Genomic DNA, 26,369 nt, shown 5'->3' with positions numbered 1-26,369 from the left:
CTCACTCCAGCCTCGCTGGCCTGACGCCATACGAATATGCTAACCGGTCAGAAGAGGACCAAAACCTGAACAGAGCTGACCTATAAACACGGACCCTCAGGGGAGCAGGTCAACGGCAATGGCGTAGACTTTGGTGGCGTGGTCGTAGGTGAGTTTGACCGCAACGCCCGGTTCTGCGTGATCGAGGGTACAAATGGGAGACGGTGTGAAGGTCCACGCGTTGGCGAGGGTGGGGAGGAGGAAGAGGATGGATGTGCGTATCAGCATGCTGTTGAGATATACGCAGAGCGGGATTTGTCACGCGATGATTTGCGAAACTGCCCAATGAACTGCTTGCAGCCTCAGCGGTGCGACGCTTGGTGCCATCAACTTATCGCTTAAATGCAATCCGCAAATCATCAATCGCGTCTACTTGGGCGGGCGATAAATCTCCCTCGATCAGGGCGAAAAGGACCTCTTGCGTGTTGTCCCATGATTTACCGTTGTCGAGCTTTTTGAGACGGCGACCAAGTCTGGGAATAGCTTCCTTAGCGGTGCCGCATTGCGTGACCAGCCAACGGCCGAGTACTTCCATTTCCCGCGCGTCCTCTTCGGTGCAGTTCAGGCGCGACCGAAGAACGACGTTGAGGCGGTTTCGTTGTTCAAGGGTCGGTAGCTGATCAAGTTCGATGAAGGATTGAGCAATTGCACATCTCGCAATGCGTGGGTCATCTATTCCTTCGACCGGATGTATGTTTGTATCTCGGCGAAAGGCCAGGCTGCGCGGCGCGTTCATAAGCGTTGTCGCAGCGTCTTGCGCCGTATGAATCGCTTCGCGGGGATTGGCGCGCACTCACCACCAAATAGCGCCACCAACGGCAGCAAGAATTGCGAGAAGTATTGGCAAAAGTCGGACTCCCTACCTGAAACCCAGATTTAGTTAGTCCGACAATTCGGCGTATTCAAACCAATTGCAATCCTAATACGCCAATATTGGCCATCCTACCGCCCCCGCCGCTTCACATTCCCGCCGCGCTGTCCGGCGCGCCCTGCCGTACTTCGCCCGGAGGCTTTTTGCGCATCGCCCACGGCTTTCTCCACCGCATATTGCCGCGCCATCGGGTCGTCTGCGACCACCAGATCAACCGCCTCAAGCCGTTTCACTTCATCCCGCAAACGCGCCGCTTCTTCGAACTCCAGGTTCTCGGCCGCTTTGCGCATGTCGGTGCGCAGCCCGTCCAGAACGGTTTGTAAGTTGCCCCCGGCCAGCGGGTTGTCGATCTTGGCCGTGACGCGTGACTGATCCGTGTCGCCTTTGTAAAGCCCGGCCAGCACATCCTCGACGTTTTTCTTCACCGTCTCAGGCGTGATCCCGTGTTCGAGGTTATAGGCCTCCTGCTTGGCGCGGCGGCGGTTGGTTTCGCTGAGCGCCCGCTCCATCGAGCCGGTCACTTTGTCGGCATACATGATCACCCGACCATCCGCATTTCGCGCGGCCCGTCCGATGGTCTGCACCAGCGAGGTTTCAGAGCGCAAAAACCCTTCCTTGTCGGCGTCCAGAATGGCGACCAACCCGCATTCGGGGATGTCGAGCCCCTCGCGCAGCAGGTTGATCCCGATCAGCACGTCAAAGGCCCCGAGCCGCAGATCGCGCAGGATTTCGATGCGTTCCAGCGTGTCGATATCGGAATGCATGTAGCGGACCTTGATGCCCTGCTCGTGCATGTATTCGGTCAAGTCCTCAGCCATGCGCTTGGTCAGCGTCGTGCAGAGCGTGCGCATACCATTGGCGGTTACCTTGTGGACCTCGTCAATCAGATCATCGACCTGCATACCGACGGGGCGGATTTCGACGGGCGGGTCAAGCAGGCCAGTGGGCCGGATCACCTGTTCGGTGAAGACGCCGCCCGACTGCTCCAACTCCCATGCGGCGGGCGTGGCAGAGACGAACACGGACTGAGGCCGCATCGCATCCCATTCCTCGAACTTGAGGGGGCGGTTGTCCATACAGGAGGGCAAGCGGAACCCGTGTTCGGCCAGCGTGAATTTACGGCGATAGTCGCCCTTGTACATGCCCCCGATCTGGGGGACCGAGACGTGGGACTCGTCCGCAAACACGATTGCGTTGTCGGGGATGAATTCGAACAGGGTGGGGGGTGGTTCCCCCGGCGCGCGGCCCGTCAGATAGCGTGAATAGTTTTCGATCCCGTTGCACACACCCGTTGCCTCGAGCATCTCGAGGTCGAAATTGGTGCGCTGTTCGAGCCGCTGCGCCTCGAGCAATTTGCCGTCCCCGACCAGTTGATCAAGGCGGGTGCGCAACTCTTGTTTGATGTTGATGATGGCCTGGGACATCGTTGGCTTCGGGGTCACGTAATGGCTGTTGGCGTAGACCCGGATGTGTTCCATCGTGTCCGTCTTTTCGCCCGTGAGGGGGTCGAATTCGGTGATGCTTTCCAGTTCCTCGCCAAAGAAGGACAGCCGCCAGGCCCGATCATCAAGGTGGGCCGGAAAGATCTCGAGCGCATCGCCGCGCACCCGGAAGGTGCCGCGAAAGAACGCCTGATCGTTGCGCTTGTATTGCTGCGCCACAAGATCCGCGATCACCTGCCGCTGGTCGTAGGATTTGCCGACGCGCAGGTCCTGCGTCATCGCGCCGTAGGTTTCGACCGACCCGATGCCGTAGATGCACGACACCGAGGCCACGATGATCACATCGTCCCGCTCCAGCAGTGCCCGGGTGGCCGAGTGGCGCATGCGGTCGATCTGTTCGTTAATCTGGCTTTCTTTTTCGATGTAGGTGTCGGACCGCGCCACGTAGGCTTCGGGCTGGTAGTAGTCATAGAAGCTGACGAAATACTCGACCGAGTTGTCGGGGAAGAATCCCTTGAATTCGCCATAAAGCTGGGCGGCAAGGGTCTTGTTGGGGGCCAGAATGATGGCCGGGCGCTGCGTTTCCTCGATCACCTTGGCCATGGTGTAGGTCTTGCCCGTGCCCGTCGCGCCAAGCAGGACCTGATCGCGGTCGCCTGCCATGACACCCGCGCTCAGCTCTTTGATGGCCGTGGGTTGGTCACCTGCGGGTTCGAATTCGGTGTTCATCGCCAGCCGCTTGCCGCCCTCAAGTTTCAGGCGGGTGCGCACGTCCTCTGCCGGGTTGGACAGAAAGGTTTCGGCTTGATCGGTGTGGACATGCGGCATGGCAAAAGCCTCCTTGTGTCTCTATCTGTCACGCGGGCGCGCAGATGCAAGATGTGCCCTTGCCAATTCCTGTCAGCAGGGCATGGATTTCGCCCGCTCAGGTGCCGGGGGTGTGCAATGGCATGGGCGTCTCAAGCCCCTTGAGGTAGTGCGTCGCTACATGCTGCATCGGGACATCGGCGATGGCTGCGACCGTGTCAGACACCAATATGGTCTGGCTCAGGCGTCCGCAAAAAGACTCAACGCGTGAGGCGATGTTCACCGCTTGGCCCAGAATGGTGAAATCGATCCGGGTGCGCGCACCCACATTGCCATAAAGCACTGCGCCGTAATGGATGCCGATCCCGAAGGGCACGGGCAATTCGGCGAGCGTCGCAATCCCTTGGGCGGCATGAGACGCGGCGATGGCCTGACGGCACGCGTTTTGCCGCCCCTGATCGCTGCCATCGCTTGGGAACAGGGCCAGCACACCGTCACCCATGAACTTCAGGATTTCGCCGTCGGTGGTGTCCACTGCTTCGGACATGACCTCGAAATAGGTGTTGGCGATGGCCAGTGCCTCGCTGGCCGGACGGGTGGCGTTGAGGGCGGTCCAGCCCCGGATGTCGCTGAACAGGATCGCGGCCTCAATCGTTTCGATATTGCCGCGGGTGATCTGGCCGTCCAGCACCCGCTGTCCGGTGCGCGCGCCCAGATAGCTGGTGGCGATGGCGGTGGCGAGGCGATGATTGCCGTGCGCCTCGGCAATGGGGCAAAGCGCGTTGGCGATCTGGCTGAGCAGGTCAATATCCGCGTCGGAAAACCCGTTTGGGGCGTTGGACACAAAGATTACCATCCCACCGGCACCCACCACGAAATCAAGAGGCATCCCGAAATAGTCGGTGGCCCCGCGATCTTGCAACTCGTGCAGCACAAGGTGATCAGACGGGGCCAGTGGCGCGGTCAATTGGCGGCGCAGCGGGGCTCGTGTTTCGGCGATCACCGCCATGGGACTGCCGATATAGGCAGGGCGGCTCTCAAGCCCATGGGGCGCGTCGGATTGCACGATGGGGCCGGTGCCCGCCTCCCACAGCACACTTTCGGCTTCGGTCAGCGGGTGCGTTGTGCGCATGCTGAGGCGCAGGCGCATGAGCGGCACGCCCGCATCACACAGCCGCTCGGCCAGCCCATAGACCATCTGATCCAACCCGAGCAGCCGCCCGGTCGTCAATATCCAGTCCACATGAGATAAAGAGGGTGCCATGGCCGCACCTTATGACCCCTTCGCGTCCTGAGACAATTCGCATCTTGCGAGACGGGCCACAATTGCCGATATATCCCTGACACGCTTAGGAGCCTATTCATGCGCGCACGCATCTTTCAGCCTGCCAAAACGGCCATGTCCTCGGGCACAGCCAAGACCAAGCATTGGGTGCTGGAATTTGTGCCCTCCACGGCGCGCTCGGTTGATCCGCTGATGGGGTGGACGTCGTCTTCGGACACACAGGCGCAGGTGCGCATGTCCTTTGACACCAAAGAGGCGGCCCTTGACTACGCGAGCCATCACGGCATCGACGCAATAGTGCAAGAGCCCAACAAGCGACGCGCCAACATCCGCGCCGGTGGCTACGGCGAGAATTTCGCAACCGGGCGGCGTGGGGCATGGACGCACTAAGCGTCACGCAGGACACCGTCGCCACACCGGATGTCCACGCTCTTTTGATCCGACATTTCGAACTGATGCGCGCGACGTCCCCGGCCGAAAGCTGTCACGTGATGGAGCCCGGTACGCTGCTCGACGCGGGTGCGGTCCTGTTTGCCGCCCGCCACGAGGGTGTGTTGCTGGGCGTCGGGGCACTGGCCACGCTCGAGCCGACCCATGGCGAGTTGAAGTCCATGCACACTGCGGCTGCTGCGCGCGGGCGCGGGGTGGGGGCGGCGCTTGTGACGGCCTTGATCGCGCACGCCCGCACCCTCGGGATGTCCCGGCTGAGCCTTGAAACGGGGTCTGCCGCGCTCTTTGCACCCGCGCGGGCGCTTTACGGCGCGCATGGGTTCACGCTGTGTGATCCGTTCGGTGACTATGTGCGCGACCCGCTCAGTGTTTTCATGACGCGTACGCTTTGACATCTTGCCACCTGCGCGCACCTGCGCCATGACTGATGCCGCGCGGTCCCGTAGCTCAACTGGATAGAGCACCTGACTTCTAATCAGGATGTTGAGGGTTCGAGTCCTTCCGGGATCGCCAGTTTTTTCGTTTGATGCGGCGGGCAGATTGGCGTCCGCGTCGCGGGTTTGACTTGAATTGTCAAAGGTCGTTGGTGATCGCGGATCACGGGGGCGTCTGAAATGAGCCCCCAAACTGACCAATGCTGCGCGTTGCACGAAGGTCCGGTTCAGATTGCTTAGACGGGTTACTTCTGACTAATGTTGGGAGGTATTGGCTGCGAAGTAAGTGCTTCGAGATAGCGTCCTATGAACGTCTCGATATCGCTGCTGAACAGTCTCACGTCCATTTGGCTGAACTGTTTGGTCAACACTGAAATCGAATCTCGAAGGTACGCTGTGACTGCCGCTGCGCCCAATGCCCCCACAGCCTTAGTAGGCCTCGTCCTTGTAGGCTTCGGACTCGCCCCCATCGTACCGCTCGCGTTCCGGATCGCGGGCAAGCTGTCGCCCGATGCGCCAGGGGTCGGTGTGGCCGCTGTCTCTACTTTGGGCTACGCTGGGTTCTTGCTTGGGCCGCCACTCGTGGGACTGGTGGCCGAAGCAAGTAGCCTGCGCTGGTCTCTCGGAGCCGTGGCATTGCTGCTTTTGATCGTGGCCATGCTGTCCCGTCGGCTGTGAATATGAACGGTTAAAGGCGTACTCCAATCGCACCTGAGACAGGGGATGCGTTGCGCAGCGACGCATCTGCTCGCGCCCCTACGTTGCCCAAACCGATTTGACCGATCCGGCTTCACTGAAAGACCAGTCGATTGGCGCGTTCTCGATCAGGAACATGATTGAATTTCTTGGGTCGAAGCCGATTTCGGCCATGCGCTGGCGAACGTCCTTGAACAGTGCATCCTTCTGCGTGTCGCTCCGTCCGGCAAGCAGTGCGATCTCGATCACAATGGTGCTCTCAACGTCCCGTTGTCCAAGGAAGGTCGGATGGAAGATCATGTCTCCGGCCGGATAACGGCAGACGAGACAGAAATAGTCGTCGGGGTGGGAACTGCAGGTCTTGACCAGGGTCTCATGTAGCAAGTCATTGATGGCACGGCAGGTCTCGGTCGGCAGGTCTTCGGGGACATGGATCTTGTTAAATGGCATTGGGTGCTCCTTCGCGAATGCCATGCACTTTATCCTTGCGTATGATGCCGTAATATAGCTGAAATAGCGAAATAGTCATGCGAGTTTGTCAGCAATGGCACGTCACCTCCTTCCAGAGATCGCCGCCTTTGTGCGCGTTCATGAGACCGGTTCTTTCGCCGCCGCCGCTCAGGACGATGGGCGCACAGCCTCGGGCCTAAGTCGGATGGTCTCGCGGCTGGAGGACGCGCTCGGCGTGAGACTGATGCATCGCTCCACCCGCCGCCTCTTCCTCACGTCCGAGGGTGAACGGTTTCTCGATCACGCTTATTCGGTCCTCGCAACTTTGGAAGCAGCGCAGGCGGAGCTCTCCGAGGCCACGGGCGAGACTTCGGGGACTCTTCGGGTCAATTGCGGCAGCGCCTTCGCCCACCATCGCCTTGCGCCTATGCTCCCGGCCTTTCTTGCGGCACATCCAAAGGTCCGCGTTGAGATCGCAGTCTCGGACCGCAGGGTCGATGTGCTGGACGAAAGGGTGGACGTGGCGATCCGCGTGGGCAGACTTGAGGATAGCGACCTGCATGCAGTGCCTTTGGGAACTGTCCGGCGCGTCATCGCCGCGAGTCCTGATTACCTCATGCGGCGAGGGACCCCCCAAACCCCGCAGGACCTGAAACAGCACGACTGCCTTCTACTTGCGGGCTTCCCGCATCAAACCCGCTGGCCGATGCTTGAGGACGGCCGCCCCCTTATAGTTTCCGTCAGCGGTCCGGTTGTCTCTGACACCGCAGAGACACTCCTCCGGCTCGCGGAAGCCGGAGCCGGGATCGTGCGGCTTGGCGATTTTCTCGGGGCGGACGCCTTGGAGGCCCGGCGTTTGGTTCCTCTGCTCGTCAACGTTCACGATGATGACCCGAGCCCTATCACGGCTTTGATACCCCCGGGCCAAACAGCGCTTCCGCGCGTAAGGGCTTTCATCGCATTCCTAAAAGACGTCGTGGCGAAACGCGAGGGTTCCGGTAAATCAGGTGCCACACTTAAAAGAGCTTCAAGTTAGTTTGATAAGCGGACGTTCGATTGAGGGGACCAAATGACCGCAAAGTCCCGCTTTACTGCCATTTAGCAGCCCTGCGCCAATGCCCCCTACCCAACCCAAAGTTGCCGATTTGTTGCAGTGCTGTGAAAGTCCAGTTTCCAACATCTCTATCCGATCAAATGAAGTTGCTCGCCGCCTCGTCAGGTGCAGTTGAAATCTGTGCACTGGATGAAGAAGTCAGTTGTTCTGGGAATGGTGTCCGCCGCCGCTCTGCTCTTGTTTCGCGGCTATTGGGCGGTCTTCGATCTCTGAAGTGGTCCCACCTTTTCAGACAGGTTTGCAGCGTTTCTAAGGTGTATTGGGTTTAGGTCTCATGCTGCTTTTTTGCTCTTTTTCGCCTGCCTAATCTGCGTCGTCCGGTGTCAGCCGTTCAAGCGCCGAATGAGGCCGCTTGGTGTTGGAGAAGGTAATCCAGTCCTTGATGATACGCTTGCCCTCAAAGCCGTCGCTGAATTCTTCGAAATAGATCGCCTCCTGCTTCATTGACCGCCAAAGACGTTCGATGAAGACGTTATCGAGGTAGCGGCCCCTCCCGTCCATCAAGACGCTGAAGGACGTCGACATCCAGATCAGCACGGATGAAAAGGGCGCATAGCGAGACAACGTCTTTGTTGAACGGCTGTGGCGAATGATCAAATGCGAGGCGGCCTTTCTGCGCGTCTCGGCCGCACAAAAGCCTGCGGCGGTATCTGGCGTTCTGCAACGGCTCGATACTGTTCAAACGAACCGAACCACCTCCGTCGGCCGAACACGTCACGCAGTCCGTGTCGAAAACACCAATCATGTTCGTCGGTGTTTCCATGAAGCGATTTAGGCTGACCGTCGGGTTATTGCCGAGCCGTCATCGGGTTTATCAGCGGGCTCAGGGCAGGAATGTATCAACGTTTCTTGACATCGCCGAGCTGGGTTCAAAAAGCCGCTTTGCCCGGCCGAAGAGGCCCACCGTCCCACGCGCAAGCCTTGCCTACCGTCGCAACAGTTCCCAAGCTGCCCGTTACCGTCTTTTGCGAAACGCAGCAGCACCCAAAGCCCACGCGCTTTGCACCACCGCCCACCAGGGAGAGATGTTCGGGTCGGGGTCCTTCCCATTTGCCATCCGGCGAATTTGGGTTTCGTAATAGGTGATCGCCAGCATGAACATCTTGTCCAACTTCCGGATCCCGGTCGTCGCGCGGCCCACCTCACAGTAATAATTCGGATCGCGCGCCGCATTCTGCGGAAGCTCCGGGTCCACGGTTAAGGCGCGTGCGATCCCGACGAAATCCGTGGCACCAGACGCCAGCGCCTCCTCCATCCCTGCCACAGATCGGAACCCGCCGGTCACGACGATGGGCACATCTGTCAGCGCGCGGGCCTGCGCAGCGAAATCCAGAAAATAGGCCTCGCGGGCTTTCGTTGACTGTCTGGCACCGGTCATCGCGGGGCTTTCATAATTGCCGCCGGAAATCTCGATCAGGTCGATCCCCTCGTCTGACAGGGCGCGGATCAGCTCCTGGGCATCTGCGCCCTCAAACCCGCCTTTCTGGAAATCCGCGCTGTTCATCTTGATCGACACCGGGAATTGCGCGCCCACCTCGCGCCTGATCGCGCGCAAGATCTCGAGGACAAAGGCGCGGCGTTTCGCCGGAGAGCCGCCCCACGCATCCTCGCGCCGATTATGGTGGGGCGACAGAAACTGGTTCACCAGATACCCGTGCGCGCCATGAATCTGCACCCCGTCAAAGCCGGCGGTTTGCGCCAGCTTTGCGGTTTGGGCAAAGCGCTCAATGATCTCCAGAATTTCCCCCGGTTCCAGCGCGCGGGGACGGGCAAAGGCCGCATCCAGCCCTTGCCCCAAGGCCACCGCGCTTGGGGCGACAGGTTGAGGTGTCAGAAATTTCGGGCTTTGCTTGCCCGGATGATTGATCTGCATCCAGAACTGTCCGTCGGGGTTGGCGGCGCGCACCGCCTCGGTCCACTCCTTGAAGGGGGCAAGGTCGGTGCCCTGTTCCAACACGACATTGCCCGGCTCGCCCAACGCAGTGCGGTCGATCATGACGTTGCCGGTGACCAGTACAGCCGTTCCGCCCATGGACCACCGTTCGTAGACCTTGATGTGATCTTGGGTGGGCAGGTTAATGCCCTGCTTGGCCATCACCTCACTCATCGCGGATTTGAAGAACCGATTTGGAACGCGGATGCTGTCCGTGATGTCAAACGGGCTAAAGAGGGTCGGGGCGTGGTCAGGCGGCGTCACGGTGAGACAATCCATCAATAGGGTTGAGGGTCGGTCGGCATCGCGCCACCTTAGCGGGATATGATCCGGTCGCAATCAGTCGGGCCGCAAGACGTGGCGGCACGGGGATCGACCGCTGGACGTCGGTGCCTGTTCTGCTATCACGCACGCACCGTCTCACCCTTGGCCCATGGGTCCGCATGGCATCGCTCTGCGCCCCCGAATTGGAACCTGATCCATGACATCTAACACCCGCATTGTCCTTTCCAGTGATCACGCAGCCATCGAAATGCGCCAGGCTGTCGCCACACATATTGAGTCGCTTGGCTGGGAGGCGGTCGATATCGGCCCAACATCGCCGGACAGCACGCATTACCCGATCCATGGTCAGGCGGCGGCGCACAAGGTGGCGTCAGGCGATTGCCGCTTTGGGATCATCCTGTGCGGGACGGGGCAGGGGATCATGATGGCCGCCAACAAGGTCGCAGGTGTGCGGTGCGGTGTGTGCCTTGATACATTTTCGGCCCGTATGATCCGCGCCCATAATGACGCCAATATGCTATCCATCGGTGCGCGGGTGGTGGGCGAAGGGCTGGCGCTTGAACTGGTCGATGCCTTCTTGACGACCGAGTTCGAGGGCGGTCGACATGCCACGCGCGTCGATATGATCGAGGGCGCATCCGGCTAGGTCTTATGACCGGCTCTCTCACGGGGTGCGCGGTGATTTCCGGCATCATCGGTTCGCAAGCCAGACGGTAGCCTTTTGCCAAACTCGTGGTAGCGACGGCATCACCCGTTAAAAATTTTCATATCGCACACTTGCGCGACGCATTTTTCACTGCAATGCTTCATTTGTGAGCAGAATAAGAACGCATATGCGATATGCGCTGATCGGCTTGGCGATGTCGGCAGGACCTGCCGTCGCCCAGGACACGCAGTTGCACATCTTTGCTGGATGCACCGGCCGGGTGTCGGCGCAGATGGAACATGCCTGGTTGATGAACGACGCCCGCGCCGGTGAGCTTGCCGACCTGCGGCTGAAGCTCGTCGGTATTCTTGAGGCGATTATGCCCGCCGATCAGGCGCGCGCCACACTCAATCACCGGATCGAGGTCAAGCGCGCCCATTCCGCCATGCTGACAACCGCCACCTTCGGGACCAATCCGCGTCAGGCCAAAATGGCCCTGCGGGCCGCCCAAATACAGGTGGATGCGTGCCGCAACCTGCTGCTCGACAGTTAATGCGCGCCGGCAAACCGGGTCACGTCCGCTCAATAATCAAGCACGTCGCCGCATTGCAGCCCAAAAACTAGCCAATACCGCCCATACGCCCAGCATTTGGGCATCTGCGACTCGGCCACCGCAATCGCTTCTTTGTTAATGCCGCTGCGGCCGTGAGGGCCGTTTGGATGTGCGGCGGTGTTGGCCTTGGAAAACCTGAAACACCACCGCACGCGGCAACATCAAAGTGCCGGGGGTGATATGAGGGCAAACTGCTGTGTTCACAATCCCTTCGGTGCCACGCGCTAAAGGAATTGCAATGAAAAACCCCATTCTTGGAACCACCGCTGCCCTGTTGATGGCCAGCGCGCTGCCTGCCCTGGCACAGGATTGCCCGATCAAGGTCGGCGTTCTGCACTCGCTGTCGGGCACCATGGCGATCTCGGAAACGACGCTAAAGGACACGATGGAAATGCTGGTCGAACAGCAAAACGAGGCCGGTGGTGTGCTTGGCTGCCAGCTCAAGGCGGTCGTGGTCGACCCGGCCTCTGACTGGCCCCTGTTCGCGGAAAAGGCGCGCGAGTTGCTGACCGTGCATGAGGTCGACGTGATCTTTGGCAACTGGACATCCGTCAGCCGGAAATCCGTGCTGCCCGTGATTGAGGAACTCAACGGCCTGCTCTTCTATCCCGTCCAGTACGAGGGCGAGGAATCCTCCAAGAACGTATTCTACACCGGCGCTGCCCCCAACCAACAGGCGATCCCTGCCACTGACTATTTCCTTGAGGAACTGGGCGTCGAGAAATTTGCCCTGCTCGGTACCGACTATGTGTACCCGCGCACGACCAACAACATCCTTGAATCCTACCTCAAGTCCAAAGGCATCGCCGCCGAGGACATCTTTGTGAACTACACGCCCTTCGGCCACTCCGACTGGTCCAAGATCGTGGCCGACGTGGTCGCTCTGGGTGCGGATGGCAAAAAGGTCGGCGTGATCTCCACCATCAACGGGGACGCCAATGTCGGCTTTTACAAGGAACTGGCGGCTGCGGGCATCTCTGCGGATGATATCCCCGTCGTCGCTTTCTCGGTGGGTGAAGAAGAGCTGGCCGGTCTCGACACCTCCAACCTTGTTGGCCACCTCGCGGCATGGAACTACTTCCAATCCGCTGAGTCCGATGCAAACGAGGCGTGGGTCGAAGCGTGGAAAGCCCGCATGGGCGAAGACCGTGTAACCAATGACCCGATGGAGGCGCATTACATCGGCTTCAACATGTGGGTGAATGCGGCCACTGCAGCAGGCACCACGGATGTCGATGCGGTGCGCGACGCGATGTACGGGCAGGAGTTTCCGAACCTGACTGGCGGCACGGCCGTGATGCTGCCCAACCACCACCTCTCGAAGCCCGTCCTGATCGGTGAAATCCAGGATGACGGCCAGTTCGACATCATCAGCCAGACCTCCGAAGTGCCCGGTGATGCGTGGACGGACTACTTGCCGGAATCCGCCGTGCTCAAGTCCGATTGGCAGGAACTGGGCTGCGGGATGTACAACACATCGACCAGCACCTGCGTGCAGATCAAATCCAACTACTGATCTGAAAGACCGGGGGCGGTTTATCTGCCCCCGGACCCCTTTGAGGATGCGCGCATGAGCCGACTGCTGATCATACTCTGGTGTCTTATGTGCGCTGTTCCGGCGGTGGCTCAGGACGCGGATGCCCCCATCCAGCAGGTGATGCAGGCCCATGCCGCCGAAATTGCCAAGGCTTCGCGCCGTACCATCCAGCCCGCGATTGACGCGCTGACCGACAGTGGTCTGCCCGCCGCCGAAATCGTGCTGGAACGCTGGCAGGCCAAGGAAATGTGGCAGGACGAGGCGACCGGCCTGTTCGTCTTTGCCGAGGAAATCGACCGCGACACGATCCGCATTTTTGATGTGTCTGGCCCTGACATCGGGGAAGTATCCGACGAGGGCTACAAACAACTCAAACCGAATAGCGGCGTGCGCGGCCTGATCGCCGCCGCCCTCGTGAAATTCCAACTGACCAATGACAGTCCAGCCATCCGCCGCGTCGCGCTGGATGCAATCGCGCGCGATCCCAACGAAAGCCACCTGCCCGCGCTGCGCGATGTGATTCCGGCGGAGCGGAGCGCAAACCTCGCCGCCCAGATGACCCGGCTGGAGCGGTTGCTGACCATCTCTTTCGGCGCAAGCGAGGAAGAACAGATCGAGGCGATCGCCCATTTCGAAGGCGATCTTGGTGTCGACGTGCGCGGGGCCCTGAACCCGCTGGTCAAGACGACGATCAAGGCTGCCGAGACCGTGCCCGAGGATCCCGCCCTTGTGCGCGCCCTGCGACCCGGTACCGACGCGTTGTCAAAATCCGACGCCTACGCGTTGTTGGTCGCCGATGACCTCGCCCCGCCCCTGATCCCGGCAGATGCGGTGCGCCAGACGCTCATCGCCAATATCGAAGACGGGAAGGTCGCCGGGGTGCAGGTCGCCTCCCTTTCCACCGTGCAGGCTCGCAATGCCGCCTTTGCGACGCTCGTGGCCGAGGGGCGCGCCAATCCGGCCGCGACCGAGCAAGAGATTGACGACCGGCTCGACGCCTATCAGTTCTTTGAGCTTTACACCGGTGCCCCCGCTGTCGCCATTGCCGCCCAATCGGTGTTGTCGGGTATCGAAACCAAGGTCGCTCTGAATCAGACAGCGGACCTCGCACTTGATGCGATATCGCTGGCCTCGATCTATTTTCTGGCTGCCATCGGGCTTGCGATCACCTTCGGAGTGATGGGCGTCATCAACATGGCCCATGGCGAGTTCATCATGATGGGGGCCTATACGGGCTATGTTGTGCAGCTATTCATCCCCGATCACACCCTGTCGATCCTGCTCGCGATTCCGCTGGCCTTCATGGTGACCTTCGCCGCCGGGGTCGCGATGGAGCGTTTGGTGATCCGCTGGCTCTATCACCGCCCGCTCGAGACGCTGCTGGCCACGTTCGGTGTGTCCATCGCGCTGCAACAACTGGCCAAGAATATCTTCGGCACGCAAGCGCGGCCCCTGACCGCACCCGGTTGGCTCGATGGATCGCTGGTGATCAACGATATCGTGGCGATCAGCTATATCCGCATCGCGATCCTGATCCTCGCGCTGATCTTTCTCGCCGTCTTCCTGATCGTGATGAACCGCACACGGCTCGGGCTTGAGGTGCGGGCGGTGACCCAGAACCCACGCATGGCGGCGTCCATGGGGATCAACCCCGACCGGATCAACATGCTGACCTTCGGGTTCGGGTCGGGGATCGCTGGCATCGCGGGGGTCGCCATCGGCCTTTATGCGAAGGTCACGTCCGAAATGGGCGCGGACTATATTGTGCAGTCCTTCATGACGGTGGTCGTGGGCGGGGTCGGCAATATCTGGGGTACGCTTCTGGGCGCGGCCATGGTGGGCACCCTGCAAAAGGTGATCGAATGGCTGAACCCCTCCAACACGCTGGCGGCGCAAACCTACATGATCCTTTTCATCATCCTGTTCATTCAGTTCCGCCCGCGCGGGATCATCGCCCTCAAGGGCCGCGCGGCAGAGGCGTAACGGCATGACCCACACCTCTTCTTTTGACCAAAAATACCGCGGGGTGCCGGGGGCACTGGCCCCTCGGTCCCGTCCGTTCATTCAGCGTCACCCATCGGTGATGATCTTCATCGCGTGCCTGGCGCTCTTCACCCTCGTGGTCACGGTCCTGTCCGAAGGGTTCGGGGTCGGCCTCATCTCGACCTCCTTTGTCAAGACCTTGGGCAAGACGCTGTGCCTGTGCCTCGTGGCGTTGGCGATGGATGTGGTCTGGGGGTATTGTGGCATCCTCAGCCTCGGTCACATGGCCTTTTTCGGGATCGGTGGCTACGCGATCGGGATGTGGCTAATGTATGCGCGCACCGAGTTGATCGTGGTGCAAAGCCTGGCCGCCGCACCCTTGCCGCCCACGCCCGAGGAGATTTCGCAAGGCATCGCCACCCAGATCTTCGGCGTTGTGGGGGCGTCGGAGTTCCCGCCCATCTGGGCCTTCGCGCATTCATTGCCCTTGCAACTGGCGGCTGTCGTCCTGGTGCCGGGGTTGCTGGCGCTGGTCTTTGGCTGGCTGGCGTTCCGGGCGCGCGTGACGGGGGTATACCTGTCGATCCTGACGCAAGCCATGACGCTGGCGCTGGCGCTGTACCTCTTTCAGAACGATAGCGGGCTGCGCGGCAATAACGGGTTGTCGGGCTTGCAGAACCTGCCGGGCCAGGCGGACACGCCGCAATCGACCATTTCCATCTGGTTTTTCTGGGCCGCCGCGCTGGCGCTCGGGTTGGGCTATATTTTCTGCGCCTGGATGGTGTCGGGCAAGTTCGGCTCGGTCATTCGCGCCATCCGCGATGACGAGGCGCGGGTGCGTTTCCTTGGCTATTCGGTCGAGGCCTACAAGCTGACCGTCTTCACCGTCACCGCCGTGATCGCAGGGATTGCTGGCGCGCTCTACTACCCCCAAGCCGGTATCATCAACCCGGCCGAGATCGCGCCCATCGCCTCGATCTACCTCGCGGTCTGGGTCGCCATTGGCGGGCGCGGGCGGCTGTACGGAGCGGTCATCGGGGCCGCGTTCGTGTCGCTCCTCTCCACGTGGTTCACCGGCGGGCAGGCGCCCGACATCAATCTGGGGGTCTACACGATCCAGTGGGTGAACTGGTGGACCGTCCTGTTGGGTCTGTCTTTCGTCGTCGTCACCTTGTTGGCCCCCAAGGGCATCGGCGGGCTGTTTGATCTGATCGGCAAGGGGCGCAAGTCATGAGCACGCTGCTTGAAGTGTCCGGCGTCTCCAAAACCTTCGATGGGTTCCGCGCCATCAATAACCTCTCCTTCCAGATCGGAGAGCCAGAATTGCGCGCGGTGATCGGCCCCAACGGGGCGGGCAAGACCACTTTCATGGACATCGTGACGGGCAAAACGAAACCCGATGAAGGCCGCGTGATCTTTGGCGAAAAATCCGTGTCGCTGCTCAAGCTGAGCGAAAGCCAGATCGCCCAGGCCGGGATTGGGCGCAAGTTCCAGCGCCCCACCGTGTTCGAGGATCAAAGCGTGGCCGACAACCTGATGATGGCCCTGAAAAAAGATCGCAGCCCATGGGCCGTGTTGCGGTTTCGCCCGCGCCAGCGAGATCACGGCGCGGTGGCCCAACTCGCGGACGAGATAGGGCTGGTCGATCACCTGACCCGCCGTGCGGGCGACCTCAGCCACGGGCAGAAACAATGGCTCGAGATCGGCATGCTGTTGGCGCAGGACCCGCGTCTGTTGCTGGTGGATGAACCTGCCGCCGGTATGACCCCGGCAGAGCGTGAGCACACCACCGACATTCTGGTGCAGGCAGCCAAGACCCGCGCGGTGGTCGTGGTCGAACATGACATGGAGTTTGTGCGTCGCCTCGATTGCAAGGTCACGGTGCTGCATGAGGGTTCGGTGCTCGCCGAAGGATCGCTGGACCATGTAACGGCGGACGAAAAGGTGATCGAGGTGTATCTTGGCCGATAATGTCCTCGAATTGCGTGACTTGACGCTGCACTACGGCAGCAGCCAGATCCTGCATGGCGTCAATGTCACGGCGGCGCGCGGTGAGGTCACCTGCGTGATGGGCACCAATGGTGTGGGCAAGACGAGCTTGCTCAAGGCGATTTCGGGCACGCATCCGCTTTCGGGTGGCAGCTATCATCTCGAGGGACGCGATGTGGGCAAGGTCACCGCGCATGGGCTCGCGCAGCAGGGTGTGGCTTACGTCCCGCAGGGGCGCGAGATTTTTCCGTTTCTGAGCGTGCGCGAGAACCTCGAGACCGGATTTGCCTGTCTGCCCCGGGCTAAGCGCCACGTGCCGGCGGAAATATTCGATCTGTTCCCGATCCTGCGCAATTTTCTGCATCGGCGGGGCGGGGACCTGTCCGGCGGACAGCAACAACAGCTTGCCATCGCGCGTGCGCTTGTGACCCGCCCCAAACTGTTGCTGCTGGATGAACCAACCGAGGGCATTCAACCCAACATCATCAAACAAATCGGCGAGGTCATCGCGCAACTGCGTGCGCGCGGCGACATGGCAATCGTGCTGGTCGAGCAGTATTTCGACTTTGCCCGCGATCTTGGTGACCAGTTTCTGGTGCTTGAGCGGGGCGCTGAAAAGCTGCGCGGCCGGGCCGCTGACATCCCCCGCGACACCCTTCTGGCTGCAGTATCAGTCTAGCGCGTCGACACCGGCCGTGCTGCATGCCCCACGAGACCTGTGGCAAAGGTGGCATCCTCCTCGGGGCGCAGCAAAGCAGAGCGCAGGCGCGCGTTATCGGGCAGAACCACAGCGCGTCGCGCCCTGAACCGACCATTATAGGGGCCAAAATACACGGCGCGATGCGGGGCAAAGGGGCTCAGCGCGAGGCGTTGATCAAAGCTGTGGCCCAGCCCTGACACCGCAAAGCCGGGGGCGGTGGCGACAGGTTCAAGATAGCCCTCGACGGACAGTTGACGGATCGTCTCGGCCCCTTGACGGAAGCGACCCACCTGCACGGACGAAGCCGTCAGAACACCATCCATAAAGGCACCGCGTGCGACCACGAACTGACCGGCGGTCAGGCGCAAACCGGCGGGTTGGATCACCGGTGTCTGACCGATTTGCCAGCCCACATCCGATCCCAATGCCAACACGCCAGAGACCACATCCGCGCCACTGGCCGGGGTGATCAGGCTGGTGCGCACTGTGCCGTCCGCCTGCCACACCCCATGAGCAGCCACGCGCTGACCTGTGCGGTTCGCGGCTGTCACGCCCGCTTCGATCTTCAGAGGGGTGCCGTTCACAGCAAAACCCGTGGCCTGCCGTTGCAGAACCCCGATGAGGGGGATGTCCACATCCACGCGCCGCGCCTCAAAACGCCCAGATCGCATGGCGGCCACGATACTGAGCGCGACCCCCGGCACCAACGCGTCAGACGTGGTAGGCTGACCGGCCATGAACAGGCTGGCGTCACTTGGCACTTCGACCCGAAGCCCGTTGACGAGAACGCTGCCCGTTCCGGTCATCAGCCCCACGATGCCTGTACCGCCGATGCCGCCCTCGAATGGGTCGTCGCCCAGTTGCGCCGTGGAAATCGCAGGGGCGCATCCGCTTATGGCAGTGGCACCCATCAAGCCAATCATGTGGCGGCGGTTGATCATTGTCACGTCTCGTCAGATTCTTTGGGATCGGGCGTGTCGGCCTCTTTCGTCGTCGCGCGGTAGAAATAGATGCCAAGGCGGTAGCGCTCGCGGGGGCCGTCTTCGTCCGTGCCCTCGCGGTGTAGGGCGCTGCTTTGCCGGTTCAGCGCCTCGAGCAGGGTCTGAGACTGGGCGCGTGCGGCCGCTTCGATCTGGTCCACCGCGTCGGGCGTCATCTGGTTGTAGAATACGCTGCGTTCAAAGAAGGGGGGGGTGTCGGCCAGCAGGTTTTCGGTGGCGGCGGCCAAGTGATCGCCCACATTCGCGCCAAAGAACACCTCTTTGTCGGAGGCGGTCGCGGTGCCAACCACAGCCTCGGCGCGCAGATGCAGCATGTCTGCGCGGGCTTCGATCAGCCCGGCATTCATCAACTCGTCAAGCACGGTGCGCGGGCGCACGTCTTTGCTGAGGCTGCGCACGAGCGTGTCGAAACTGACGTCATTGTCGGCAGTGCGGGACAGCGCGATGGGGGCACCGCCATTGTCCAGGTAGTCCGGGTGCGACATCCATTGCCCGATGACCGTGGCCAACAGCGCGCTTTTGCGCCGCGCCTCGGCGGGTGCGCCGTCTTCCTGGGCGCGGATTGTCCGGATGTCCTTGCGGTGCACACCGGTCAGCATCGCGACCCGACTGTCGGTCAAAGGCTTGTCATCAAGGCGGAAAGATTCCTCGGCCACTTCCACAAAGACGCGTTTCAACAGGCTGTATATCACAGGGGCCGTCAAACCGCGCGCAATCATCGCACGCACCAAAGGGCGCAGTAAGCCCCTGAGAACACGCAGGAAAGCGTCGGAAGAGTTGGTATGATCCTGTTGCGTCATGGGTCGAGATTACAGTTTGTGGAATTTTTTTCCACGCCAATCCTTGAAATGCGTCCCGACTGCGTCATTTCGCCTCGTGTGGGAAATATTCCCACGAAAGAAAATCAGGCCACCCGAGCCGACACCTAACAGGAGACCACCAATGAAACGCCGTTCCTTCCTCAAAATGACCGCAGTCGGTGCAACGTTCGCCGCCCTCGGGGCCTGCGCAGACATGAACACCACGCCAGATATCGTCGACACTGCTGTCGCCGCCGGCTCCTTTACCACCCTCGTCGCTGCCGTGCAGGCCGCCGGTCTTGTGGACACGCTGAAATCCCCCGGCCCCTTCACGGTGTTCGCACCCACGGACGAGGCCTTTGCCGCGCTGCCCGCTGGCACGGTTGAAAATCTGCTCAAGCCTGAGAACAAGGACCAGCTGACCGCGATCCTGACCTATCACGTCGTCCCCGGCCAGACGCTGGCCGCTGATCTGGCGGGTCAACGCCTGAGCGTTGCGACGGTGAACGGCGCGAACCTGCACATCGATGGCCGCAATGGCGTCAAGGTTGAAAAGGCCAACGTCATTCAGGCCGACGTTCTCGCCTCGAACGGTGTGATCCACGTGATCGACAAGGTGTTGCTGCCCTAAGCCGGCACCTCACGCGCGTCTCCGTCCCGCAAACGGAGCGTAGGATTTGCTTTTGCAAATCCGGACGGGCCGGGCAACAGTTGCACCAAACCCCAGGTAACGCCCGAGCCCGTCCATGACCTTTACCACCCGTCCCGAACTCACCGGCACCTTTGGTATGGCCACATGCACGCACTGGATTGCGTCCGCAGTGGGGTTGAAGCTGCTCGAGGCGGGTGGCACTGCCTTTGATGCGGCGGCCGGCATGGGGTTTGTCCTGAACGTCGTGGAACCGCATCTGAACGGGCCCTTGGGTGACATGCCTGCACTGATCCGGGTTGTAGGCGAGGTCCCTGCGGTTGTCTGCGGTCAGGGCGTCGCGCCGCAGAGCGCCACAATCGCCCATTACCGCAATGAGGGGCTGAAGATGATCCCCGGCGCAGGGCACCTGGCCACAGTGGTGCCTGGTGCCTTTGATGCGTGGATGCTGATGCTGCGCGATCATGGGCGTCTGGATTTGCGCACCGTTCTGGAACCTGCCATCTACTACGCCCGTTATGGTCATCCCGTCCTCGCCCGCGTCAGTGCGACAATTACCGGGCAAGCGGCGTTCTTTGCAGCTGAATGGCCCACCTCAGCCGCTGTGTGGACACCGGGTGGCGCGGCCCCCGCACCGGGTACGCTGTTCAAGAACCCGGACCTGGCCGATTTTTGGGAGCAACTCTTGGCCGAGGCCGAATGCGAGACGTCCCGCGTGGCGCAGATTGACGCCGCACGGCGGGCTTTTTCGTCGGGGTTCGTGGCCGAAACCATTGATCGCTTTGTGGCAGAGACCGCGCCCATGGACGGCACCGGCGTGCGGCGCAAAGGTGTCCTGAGCGGCGATGACATGGCCGGTTGGTCCGCCACATACGAACCCGCCATCAGTGTGACCCATCACGGGTGGGAGGTGTTCAAATGCGGACCGTGGAGCCAAGGCCCCGTTCTGCTGCAATCCCTGCAAATGCTGCGAGGCGATCCCGTTGGCGATCTTGATCCGCAGGGGCCGGAGTTTGTACATCTGACGACCGAAGCGCTGAAACGCGCCTTTGCGGATCGCGAGGCGTATTACGGTGATCCGGATCACGCTGATATCCCCTTGGATACGCTGCTGAGTGCTGACTACGCCGATCTGCGCCGCGCTGATATCTCTGACACGGCCAGTCAGGATCACCGCCCCGGCGGCATCGCGGGCTTTGAAGCGCAGGTGCAGGCCTTTCATGCCCGCACCGCGCGTGCGGTGCCCCAGACCGGCATCGGGGGTGGAGAACCGACGATGGCCCATCTCGCCAACCGCAAGGGTGACACGGTGCATATCGACGTGATTGATCGGTGGGGCAATATGGTGTCGGCGACGCCCTCGGGTGGGTGGTTGCAATCCAACCCGGTTGTGCCGGGCCTTGGCGTGCCGCTCAATTCACGCGCCCAGATGTTCTGGCTGGAGCCGGATCTGCCCACGTCGCTTGCCCCCGGATGTCGCCCGCGCACAACCCTGTCACCGTCCATGACGTTGCACGAAGACGGGCGGGCGGTCGCCTTTGGCACTCCGGGCGGGGATCAGCAGGACCAATGGCAACTGGCCTTTTTTCTGAGGCTTGCCCATCACGACATGGATTTGCAGGCCGCGATCGATGCGCCGCTGTTTCACACCGGGCATTTGCAGGCCAGCTTTTACCCCCGCGATATCCGGCCGGGGCACCTGATGATTGAGCCACAGTTCCCGTCTGCTACACTCACGGCGCTTGCACAGATGGGGCACAAGATCGAAGAGGCCGCGCCATGGACTGTGGGCCGTCTGACGGCGGCGATGCGGATGCCAGACGGCGTATTAAAGGCAGCCGCAACCCCGCGCCTTATGCAAGCCTATGCCATGGGGCGCTAGGTCGGGGCGCAGGACACCTGCGCCTTACGGACTTTGCGTGCGGTGGCGCAAACCTCTACAGACAGGACTGCCATGTATCGCCGTTATGCCATCTTTTACACGCCCGGGCCCAACACGCCGCTGGCCCGCTTCGGGGCCGAGTGGTTGGGCTGGGACAGCGCGACCGGTCGGGCCTGCGCGCACCCGGACGTGGCGGGTTTGGATGTCGCTCAGATCACGGAAACGCCCCGCAAGTATGGCTTCCACGGCACCATCAAAGCACCGTTCCGCTTGGCTGAAGGGTGCAGTGCCCACACACTTGGCGACGCGCTGAGAGCGTTCTGTGCGCAGAGGGCGCAGGTCGAGATCACGGGGGTGACCCTTGCCCGCTTGGGGCGGTTCCTCGCGCTGGTGCCGGACGGTCCGCAGCCCGCGTTGGCGGCGATGGCAGGCGAGGCGGTGAAAATCTTCGACCCGTTCCGGGCCCCTTTGACCGCCGCAGAGTTGGCGAAGCGACGTCAATCCCGGCTGAATGCGGCGCAGGAAGCCAATCTGGTGCGGTGGGGTTATCCGTTTGTGTTGGAGAACTTTCGGTTTCACATGACGTTGACCGGGCGGCTGGCCAAGGAGGAGACGGGCAAGGTTGAGGCGGCTCTCGGCGATCTACTGCGCCCATTGGACTTGTCGCCGCACGTGATGACGGGCCTCACATTACTGGGTGAGGATGATGCGGGTCGCTTTCACCAGGTTGAGCGATATGGGTTTGGCGGGTCGTAGCCAGTAAGGTGTCCACGTCAGTCGAGACTATCGGGATCGCGATATGACAAATGCAAGTAGCGGCGGTGAGGGATGGTGCTGTGAGAGAGGATTGAACTCTCGACCTCACCCTTACCAAGGGTGTGCTCTACCACTGAGCTACCACAGCATCGTGGCGGGTGATTAGACCTAATTGGTGCATCCTGCAACCCTATTCTGGACGCCCTGACAGCCCTGCGATAGAGAGGCGTCATGGCAGATAAATCCGCACCCCAGCCGACGCCCAAGGACGCGCGCGATGCGCGGCTCAAGGCGGCGCTCAAGGCCAACATGGCCAAGCGCAAGGCACAGGCAAAGGCGCGGCAAAATAAGGGCACACCCGACCCCGAGGCAACGGAGCAGGAAGATGGATAGTATTGTAGTACGCGGTGGCAGCGCGTTGAACGGCCAGATCCCGATTGCGGGGGCCAAGAACGCGTGTCTCACTCTGATGCCTGCCACGTTGTTGAGTGACGAGCCGCTGACGCTGACAAACGCGCCGCGCCTGTCGGACATCCGCACCATGACCCAATTGCTGCAATCGCTAGGGGCCGAGGTCACGTCGATGCAGGACGGACAGGTCATTGCGATGTCGTGCCACGGTGGTGTGAACACCCGCGCCGAATACGACATCGTGCGCAAGATGCGGGCCTCGAACCTCGTGCTTGGCCCCTTGCTGGCGCGCGAGGGGCACGCGGAGGTGTCGCTGCCGGGGGGCTGTGCCATCGGCGCGCGGCCAATGGACATTCACACCGACGGGCTGGCCCAGATGGGGGCCGAGATAGAGTTGCGCGACGGGTATCTGCATGCCAGGGCGGCGGGTGGCACGCTCAAGGGCGCAGTTATCGACTTCCCCTTTGCCAGTGTCGGGGCGACCGAAAATATCCTGATGGCGGCCACGCTCGCCAAGGGCACGACGGTCATCAACAACGCCGCGCGCGAGCCCGAGATCGTGGACCTCGCGACGTGCCTGCGGGCCATGGGGGCGCAGATCGACGGCGATGGAACCTCGCGCATCGAGGTGCAAGGGGTCGAGCGTCTGCATGGTGCCACCCACCGCGTCGTGACCGACCGGATCGAGTTGGGCACCTATATGCTGGCCCCTGCGATGTGTGGCGGTGAGGTCGAATGCCTTGGCGGGCGGATCGACCTGCTGGCAGCCTTCTGTGAAAAGCTGGATGCGGCGGGCATCAGCGTCGAGGAAACCGACAAGGGATTGAAGGTGGCCCGCAAGAATGGCCGCATCTCTGCCGTCGATGTCACGACCGAACCGTTCCCCGGCTTTCCCACCGACCTTCAGGCGCAGATGATGGCGCTGTTGTGCACGGCAGAGGGCACATCGGTGCTCGAAGAGAAAATCTTTGAAAACCGGTTCATGCACGCCCCCGAACTGGAGCGTATGGGTGCCGATATTGATGTGCACGGTGGCACGGCCACGGTGCGCGGTGTGGACAAGCTGAAAGGTGCGCCTGTGATGGCGACCGACCTGCGGGCGAGTGTCAGTCTGATCCTGGCCGGACTGGCCGCCGAGGGCGAAACACGGGTCGCGCGGGTCTATCACCTTGATCGCGGATACGAGCAGGTGGTGCGCAAGCTGTCGGGCGTGGGCGCACAGATTGAACGGGTTGAGGGCGAATGAGCAACACAGACACGGATGACGCACGGTTCGAGGACGGGCGAGAGGCCCCGCTTAATTTGGGCGCGTTGGACGGGGACGATTTGCAGGTCCTGTCGTCTTTGGCGCAAGACGCGGTGTTCCCGATCACCGAAATGAAGTGGGACGCAAAGGCGCGCCGCTTTGGTCTGCTGATCAACCGGTTCCGGTGGGAGGATGCGGCCAACACGCGTCACAAACCCGAACGGGTCCAGTCGGTGCTTGCCTTTGATACGGTGCTGCGGGTGTCGAGCCATGGCATCGATCGCAGTGACACCGACACGATTCTGTCGCTGCTGTCGGTCGCGTTCGAGGCGGGCGAGGATGGGGCCGGGGATATCATCCTGACCCTTGCGGGCGATGGTGCGATCCGCTTGTCGGTCGAGGCAATCGAGGCCACGCTCAAGGATGTGACACGGCCTTATGTGGCCCCGTCGAAGTCCGTTCCCAAACACGATGACTGACCTGACCATCCGCGCCGCTGGCCCTCGCGATGTGGTCACCTGGCGCGCCTTGCGGCTGGATGGCATCCGCCGCCACCCGCAGGCGTTCATCGTGACGGAAGAAGAGGCTGCGAAGGTTCCGCTTGAAGAGGACGAGGCGCGCCTTCAAACGGGTGATCGGTTTCTGGCCTTCCTGGGCGACGTAGCGGTGGGGTTGATCGGGCTGAATGGCCACACGATGCCGCGGCAGCGCCACCGCGGCGAGATCGGCCCGCTTTACGTCGTTCCGAGCGCGCGGGGCCAAGGCGTTGCTGATGGGCTGCTGACGGCTGCAATGGCTGAGGCTGAGGCTCGGGGGATCTGGCAAATCGAACTGTCTGTTTTCGTGGAAAACGCGCCCGCCATCGCGCTTTATGAGCGGCACGGCTTTTCGGTGACGGGCAAAATCCCCAATGCCATTGCGGGTACGGATGGGTTTGAGGACGATCTGCTGATGATCCGGATATCCGAGCATTCCTGACCCGCGTGTGCCCGGCCTTGAGGCTGACCCGCTGGCCCGCTATGTCCCGCCGGGAACGGAGAAATGTCGATGCCCCAGTTTCTTGACCACAGCGATACCGATTTCGAGGCGCAATTCGCCGCCCTGCTGAGCGCCAAGCGCGAAGATAACCCGGATGTGGACGCGGCTGTGGCTGAGATCATCGCGGATGTGCGAGCCCGCGGCGATGCGGCAGTGATTGCGTTGACCGAGCGGTTTGACCGCATCGCGTTGACCCCCGAAACACTGCGGATCCGTGCGGACGAAGTCTCTGCGGCGATTGCCACCGTATCGCCTGAAGATCGGGCGGCGCTGGAACTGGCTGCGGCCCGGATTAAGGCCTATCACGCGCGGCAAATGCCAGCAGATGCACATTGGACGGATGAGACGGGTGCAACGCTCGGCTGGCGTTGGACGCCGGTTTCTGCGGCGGGGCTTTATGTCCCGGGCGGGTTGGCGAGTTACCCGTCTTCAGTGTTGATGAATGCGATCCCGGCCAAGGTTGCCGGGGTGGACCGTCTGGCAATCACAGTGCCGACGCCTGATGGGGTGCTGAACCCGCTTGTCCTGCTGGCGGCGCACCTGTCGGGCGTGGATGAGATTTACCGCATCGGCGGCGCGCAGGCGATTGCCGCGCTGGCCTATGGGACCGATACAATCGCCCCGGTGGACAAAATCACCGGCCCTGGAAACGCGTTTGTGGCTGCCGCCAAACGGCGCGTGTTCGGCAAGGTTGGTATCGACATGATTGCGGGCCCATCGGAAATCCTGATTATCGCGGATGCGGACAATGACCCCGACTGGATCGCGCTCGATCTCCTCAGTCAGGCCGAGCACGACGAGAGCGCGCAATCCTTGTTGATCACGACCGATGCAGGCTTTGGCCGCGCCGTGGCCGATGCGGTGAGCGCACGGCTCGAAACGCTGGAGCGGCGCGCGATCGCCGGTGCAAGCTGGCGCGATTTTGGCGCGGTGATCACGGTGCCGGATCTGGATGTCGCTGCGGCCCTGTCGGATCGGATTGCACCTGAACATCTGGAACTGTGTGTGGCCGACCCTTTGGGACTGTCCGAAAAGATTACCCATGCAGGCGCGATTTTCTTGGGCCATTGGACGCCCGAAGCCATCGGCGACTATATCGGGGGGCCCAATCACGTGTTGCCCACTGCGCGCTCGGCCCGGTTCTCCTCGGGTCTGTCGGTCATGGACTTTGTGAAACGCACGACATTGGCGCAGATGACACCGGAAGCCTTGCGCGCAATTGGTCCGAGCGCGGAGCGGTTGGCTGCCTCTGAGAGCCTTGAGGCGCACGGGCTGTCTGTCACGGCGCGGCTCAGCAAGCTGAACGAGTGAG

The 26,369-nt window shown here is 61.6% G+C and carries 26 protein-coding genes, 2 tRNA genes and 1 pseudogene; 20 read left to right on the top strand and 9 right to left on the bottom strand.

The genetic code is table 11. The annotated features are described in order from the left end of the window. Nucleotides 1-370: 370 nt before the first annotated feature. The 3 genes from Q0908_RS11235 to Q0908_RS11225 form a co-directional block, all read right to left on the bottom strand. Nucleotides 371-775: a hypothetical protein gene (locus Q0908_RS11235; protein WP_299284033.1), complete on the bottom strand. Its 405-nt coding sequence runs from the start codon at nt 773-775 to the stop codon at nt 371-373. 206 nt (nt 776-981) lie between these two features. Beyond that, entirely contained in the window at nt 982-3,180 is a 2,199-nt protein-coding gene (gene uvrB, locus Q0908_RS11230) for an excinuclease ABC subunit UvrB (RefSeq protein WP_299284031.1), read from the bottom strand. Nucleotides 3,181-3,277: 97 nt separating this feature from the next. Beyond that, entirely contained in the window at nt 3,278-4,423 is a 1,146-nt protein-coding gene (locus Q0908_RS11225) for an adenylate/guanylate cyclase domain-containing protein (RefSeq protein ID WP_299284029.1), read from the bottom strand. A gap of 99 nt (nt 4,424-4,522) precedes the next feature. Between Q0908_RS11225 and Q0908_RS11220 the strand changes: the two genes are divergently transcribed. The 4 genes from Q0908_RS11220 to Q0908_RS11205 all read left to right on the top strand — a co-directional run bounded on the left by Q0908_RS11220 (nt 4,523) and on the right by Q0908_RS11205 (nt 6,006). Then, nucleotides 4,523-4,834 (top strand): ETC complex I subunit, encoded by a 312-nt coding sequence (locus Q0908_RS11220; RefSeq protein WP_299284027.1) that lies wholly within the window; start codon nt 4,523-4,525, stop codon nt 4,832-4,834. Continuing rightward, on the top strand, nt 4,822-5,286 hold the full coding sequence (locus tag Q0908_RS11215) for a GNAT family N-acetyltransferase (protein ID WP_299284025.1): 465 nt from the start codon (nt 4,822-4,824) through the stop codon (nt 5,284-5,286). The genes Q0908_RS11220 and Q0908_RS11215 overlap by 13 nt, the downstream gene beginning before the upstream one ends. Nucleotides 5,287-5,330: 44 nt before the next feature. Then, a tRNA-Arg gene (locus tag Q0908_RS11210) sits at nt 5,331-5,407 on the top strand. Between the two features lie 317 nt (nt 5,408-5,724). Beyond that, nucleotides 5,725-6,006, top strand: a complete 282-nt coding sequence (locus Q0908_RS11205) for a hypothetical protein (protein WP_299284023.1) — start codon at nt 5,725-5,727, stop codon at nt 6,004-6,006. 78 nt (nt 6,007-6,084) lie between these two features. Here the strand turns inward: Q0908_RS11205 and Q0908_RS11200 are convergent, their stop codons facing one another. Continuing rightward, nucleotides 6,085-6,498 (bottom strand): tautomerase family protein, encoded by a 414-nt coding sequence (locus tag Q0908_RS11200; RefSeq protein ID WP_299284021.1) that lies wholly within the window; start codon nt 6,496-6,498, stop codon nt 6,085-6,087. Nucleotides 6,499-6,568: 70 nt separating this feature from the next. On the opposite strand from Q0908_RS11200, the gene Q0908_RS11195 reads away from it, so the two are divergent. After that, nucleotides 6,569-7,510: a LysR family transcriptional regulator gene (locus Q0908_RS11195; RefSeq protein WP_299284019.1), complete on the top strand. Its 942-nt coding sequence runs from the start codon at nt 6,569-6,571 to the stop codon at nt 7,508-7,510. 381 nt (nt 7,511-7,891) lie between these two features. Here Q0908_RS11195 and Q0908_RS11190 read toward each other — a convergent pair. Continuing rightward, nucleotides 7,892-8,095, bottom strand: a pseudogene (locus Q0908_RS11190) (integrase core domain-containing protein); the annotation flags it as partial. Nucleotides 8,096-8,543: 448 nt separating this feature from the next. Next, nucleotides 8,544-9,785 (bottom strand): NADH:flavin oxidoreductase/NADH oxidase family protein, encoded by a 1,242-nt coding sequence (locus tag Q0908_RS11185; protein ID WP_299284017.1) that lies wholly within the window; start codon nt 9,783-9,785, stop codon nt 8,544-8,546. 217 nt (nt 9,786-10,002) lie between these two features. On the opposite strand from Q0908_RS11185, the gene rpiB reads away from it, so the two are divergent. The 7 genes from rpiB to urtE all read left to right on the top strand — a co-directional run bounded on the left by rpiB (nt 10,003) and on the right by urtE (nt 17,253). Continuing rightward, entirely contained in the window at nt 10,003-10,452 is a 450-nt protein-coding gene (gene rpiB, locus Q0908_RS11180; RefSeq protein ID WP_299284015.1) for a ribose 5-phosphate isomerase B, read from the top strand. A 187-nt stretch (nt 10,453-10,639) separates the two neighbouring features. Beyond that, complete coding sequence (locus Q0908_RS11175) at nt 10,640-11,005, top strand: hypothetical protein (RefSeq protein ID WP_299284013.1); 366 nt, start codon at nt 10,640-10,642, stop codon at nt 11,003-11,005. Between the two features lie 298 nt (nt 11,006-11,303). Next, entirely contained in the window at nt 11,304-12,581 is a 1,278-nt protein-coding gene (urtA, locus tag Q0908_RS11170; protein ID WP_299284011.1) for an urea ABC transporter substrate-binding protein, read from the top strand. 54 nt (nt 12,582-12,635) lie between these two features. Then, complete coding sequence (gene urtB, locus Q0908_RS11165; protein ID WP_299284009.1) at nt 12,636-14,585, top strand: urea ABC transporter permease subunit UrtB; 1,950 nt, start codon at nt 12,636-12,638, stop codon at nt 14,583-14,585. A 100-nt stretch (nt 14,586-14,685) separates the two neighbouring features. Beyond that, on the top strand, nt 14,686-15,819 hold the full coding sequence (urtC, locus tag Q0908_RS11160; RefSeq protein ID WP_299284048.1) for an urea ABC transporter permease subunit UrtC: 1,134 nt from the start codon (nt 14,686-14,688) through the stop codon (nt 15,817-15,819). Then, a complete protein-coding gene (urtD, locus tag Q0908_RS11155) occupies nt 15,816-16,556 on the top strand; it encodes an urea ABC transporter ATP-binding protein UrtD (protein WP_299284007.1) in 741 nt (246 codons plus the stop codon). The genes urtC and urtD overlap by 4 nt, the downstream gene beginning before the upstream one ends. Then, complete coding sequence (gene urtE / locus Q0908_RS11150; RefSeq protein WP_299284006.1) at nt 16,546-17,253, top strand: urea ABC transporter ATP-binding subunit UrtE; 708 nt, start codon at nt 16,546-16,548, stop codon at nt 17,251-17,253. The genes urtD and urtE overlap by 11 nt, the downstream gene beginning before the upstream one ends. Here the strand turns inward: urtE and Q0908_RS11145 are convergent. After that, nucleotides 17,250-18,215, bottom strand: coding sequence for a hypothetical protein (locus Q0908_RS11145; RefSeq protein ID WP_299284004.1), 966 nt, complete (start codon nt 18,213-18,215; stop codon nt 17,250-17,252). The genes urtE and Q0908_RS11145 overlap by 4 nt on opposite strands. Nucleotides 18,216-18,217: 2 nt before the next feature. Next, the gene (locus tag Q0908_RS11140) at nt 18,218-19,075 is read right to left on the bottom strand and encodes a DUF6502 family protein (protein WP_299284002.1); all 858 of its coding nucleotides are present in this window, start codon (nt 19,073-19,075) and stop codon (nt 18,218-18,220) included. Between the two features lie 214 nt (nt 19,076-19,289). Here Q0908_RS11140 and Q0908_RS11135 point away from each other — a divergent pair, with 214 nt between their 5' ends. The 3 genes from Q0908_RS11135 (at nt 19,290) to Q0908_RS11125 (ending at nt 22,362) form a co-directional block, all read left to right on the top strand. Then, nucleotides 19,290-19,706, top strand: a complete 417-nt coding sequence (locus tag Q0908_RS11135; RefSeq protein ID WP_299284046.1) for a fasciclin domain-containing protein — start codon at nt 19,290-19,292, stop codon at nt 19,704-19,706. Between the two features lie 115 nt (nt 19,707-19,821). Then, nucleotides 19,822-21,606, top strand: a complete 1,785-nt coding sequence (locus Q0908_RS11130; protein WP_299283977.1) for a gamma-glutamyltransferase family protein — start codon at nt 19,822-19,824, stop codon at nt 21,604-21,606. Between the two features lie 72 nt (nt 21,607-21,678). After that, the gene (locus Q0908_RS11125) at nt 21,679-22,362 is read left to right on the top strand and encodes a DUF1045 domain-containing protein (protein ID WP_299283975.1); all 684 of its coding nucleotides are present in this window, start codon (nt 21,679-21,681) and stop codon (nt 22,360-22,362) included. 73 nt (nt 22,363-22,435) lie between these two features. On the opposite strand, the gene Q0908_RS11120 is transcribed toward Q0908_RS11125, so the two are convergent. Continuing rightward, nucleotides 22,436-22,510, bottom strand: a tRNA-Thr gene (locus Q0908_RS11120). Nucleotides 22,511-22,593: 83 nt separating this feature from the next. Between Q0908_RS11120 and Q0908_RS11115 the strand changes: the two genes are divergently transcribed. The 5 genes from Q0908_RS11115 to hisD all read left to right on the top strand — a co-directional run bounded on the left by Q0908_RS11115 (nt 22,594) and on the right by hisD (nt 26,368). Beyond that, complete coding sequence (locus Q0908_RS11115) at nt 22,594-22,755, top strand: hypothetical protein (protein WP_299283973.1); 162 nt, start codon at nt 22,594-22,596, stop codon at nt 22,753-22,755. Continuing rightward, a complete protein-coding gene (gene murA, locus Q0908_RS11110) occupies nt 22,748-24,019 on the top strand; it encodes a UDP-N-acetylglucosamine 1-carboxyvinyltransferase (protein WP_299283971.1) in 1,272 nt (423 codons plus the stop codon). Before Q0908_RS11115 ends, murA begins: the two co-directional genes overlap by 8 nt. Beyond that, the gene (locus Q0908_RS11105) at nt 24,016-24,498 is read left to right on the top strand and encodes a DUF2948 family protein (protein WP_299283970.1); all 483 of its coding nucleotides are present in this window, start codon (nt 24,016-24,018) and stop codon (nt 24,496-24,498) included. The genes murA and Q0908_RS11105 overlap by 4 nt, the downstream gene beginning before the upstream one ends. Beyond that, a complete protein-coding gene (locus tag Q0908_RS11100; protein WP_299283968.1) occupies nt 24,491-24,997 on the top strand; it encodes a GNAT family N-acetyltransferase in 507 nt (168 codons plus the stop codon). The genes Q0908_RS11105 and Q0908_RS11100 overlap by 8 nt, the downstream gene beginning before the upstream one ends. Before the next feature lie 69 nt (nt 24,998-25,066). Continuing rightward, entirely contained in the window at nt 25,067-26,368 is a 1,302-nt protein-coding gene (hisD, locus tag Q0908_RS11095) for a histidinol dehydrogenase (RefSeq protein WP_299283966.1), read from the top strand. Nucleotide 26,369: the final 1 nt, after the last annotated feature.

This window comes from uncultured Tateyamaria sp., from assembly GCF_947494755.1.
Classification (GTDB): domain Bacteria; phylum Pseudomonadota; class Alphaproteobacteria; order Rhodobacterales; family Rhodobacteraceae; genus Tateyamaria.
Note: the sequence above shows the minus strand (reverse complement) of the source record. Positions and strands in the feature narration are given on the sequence as shown.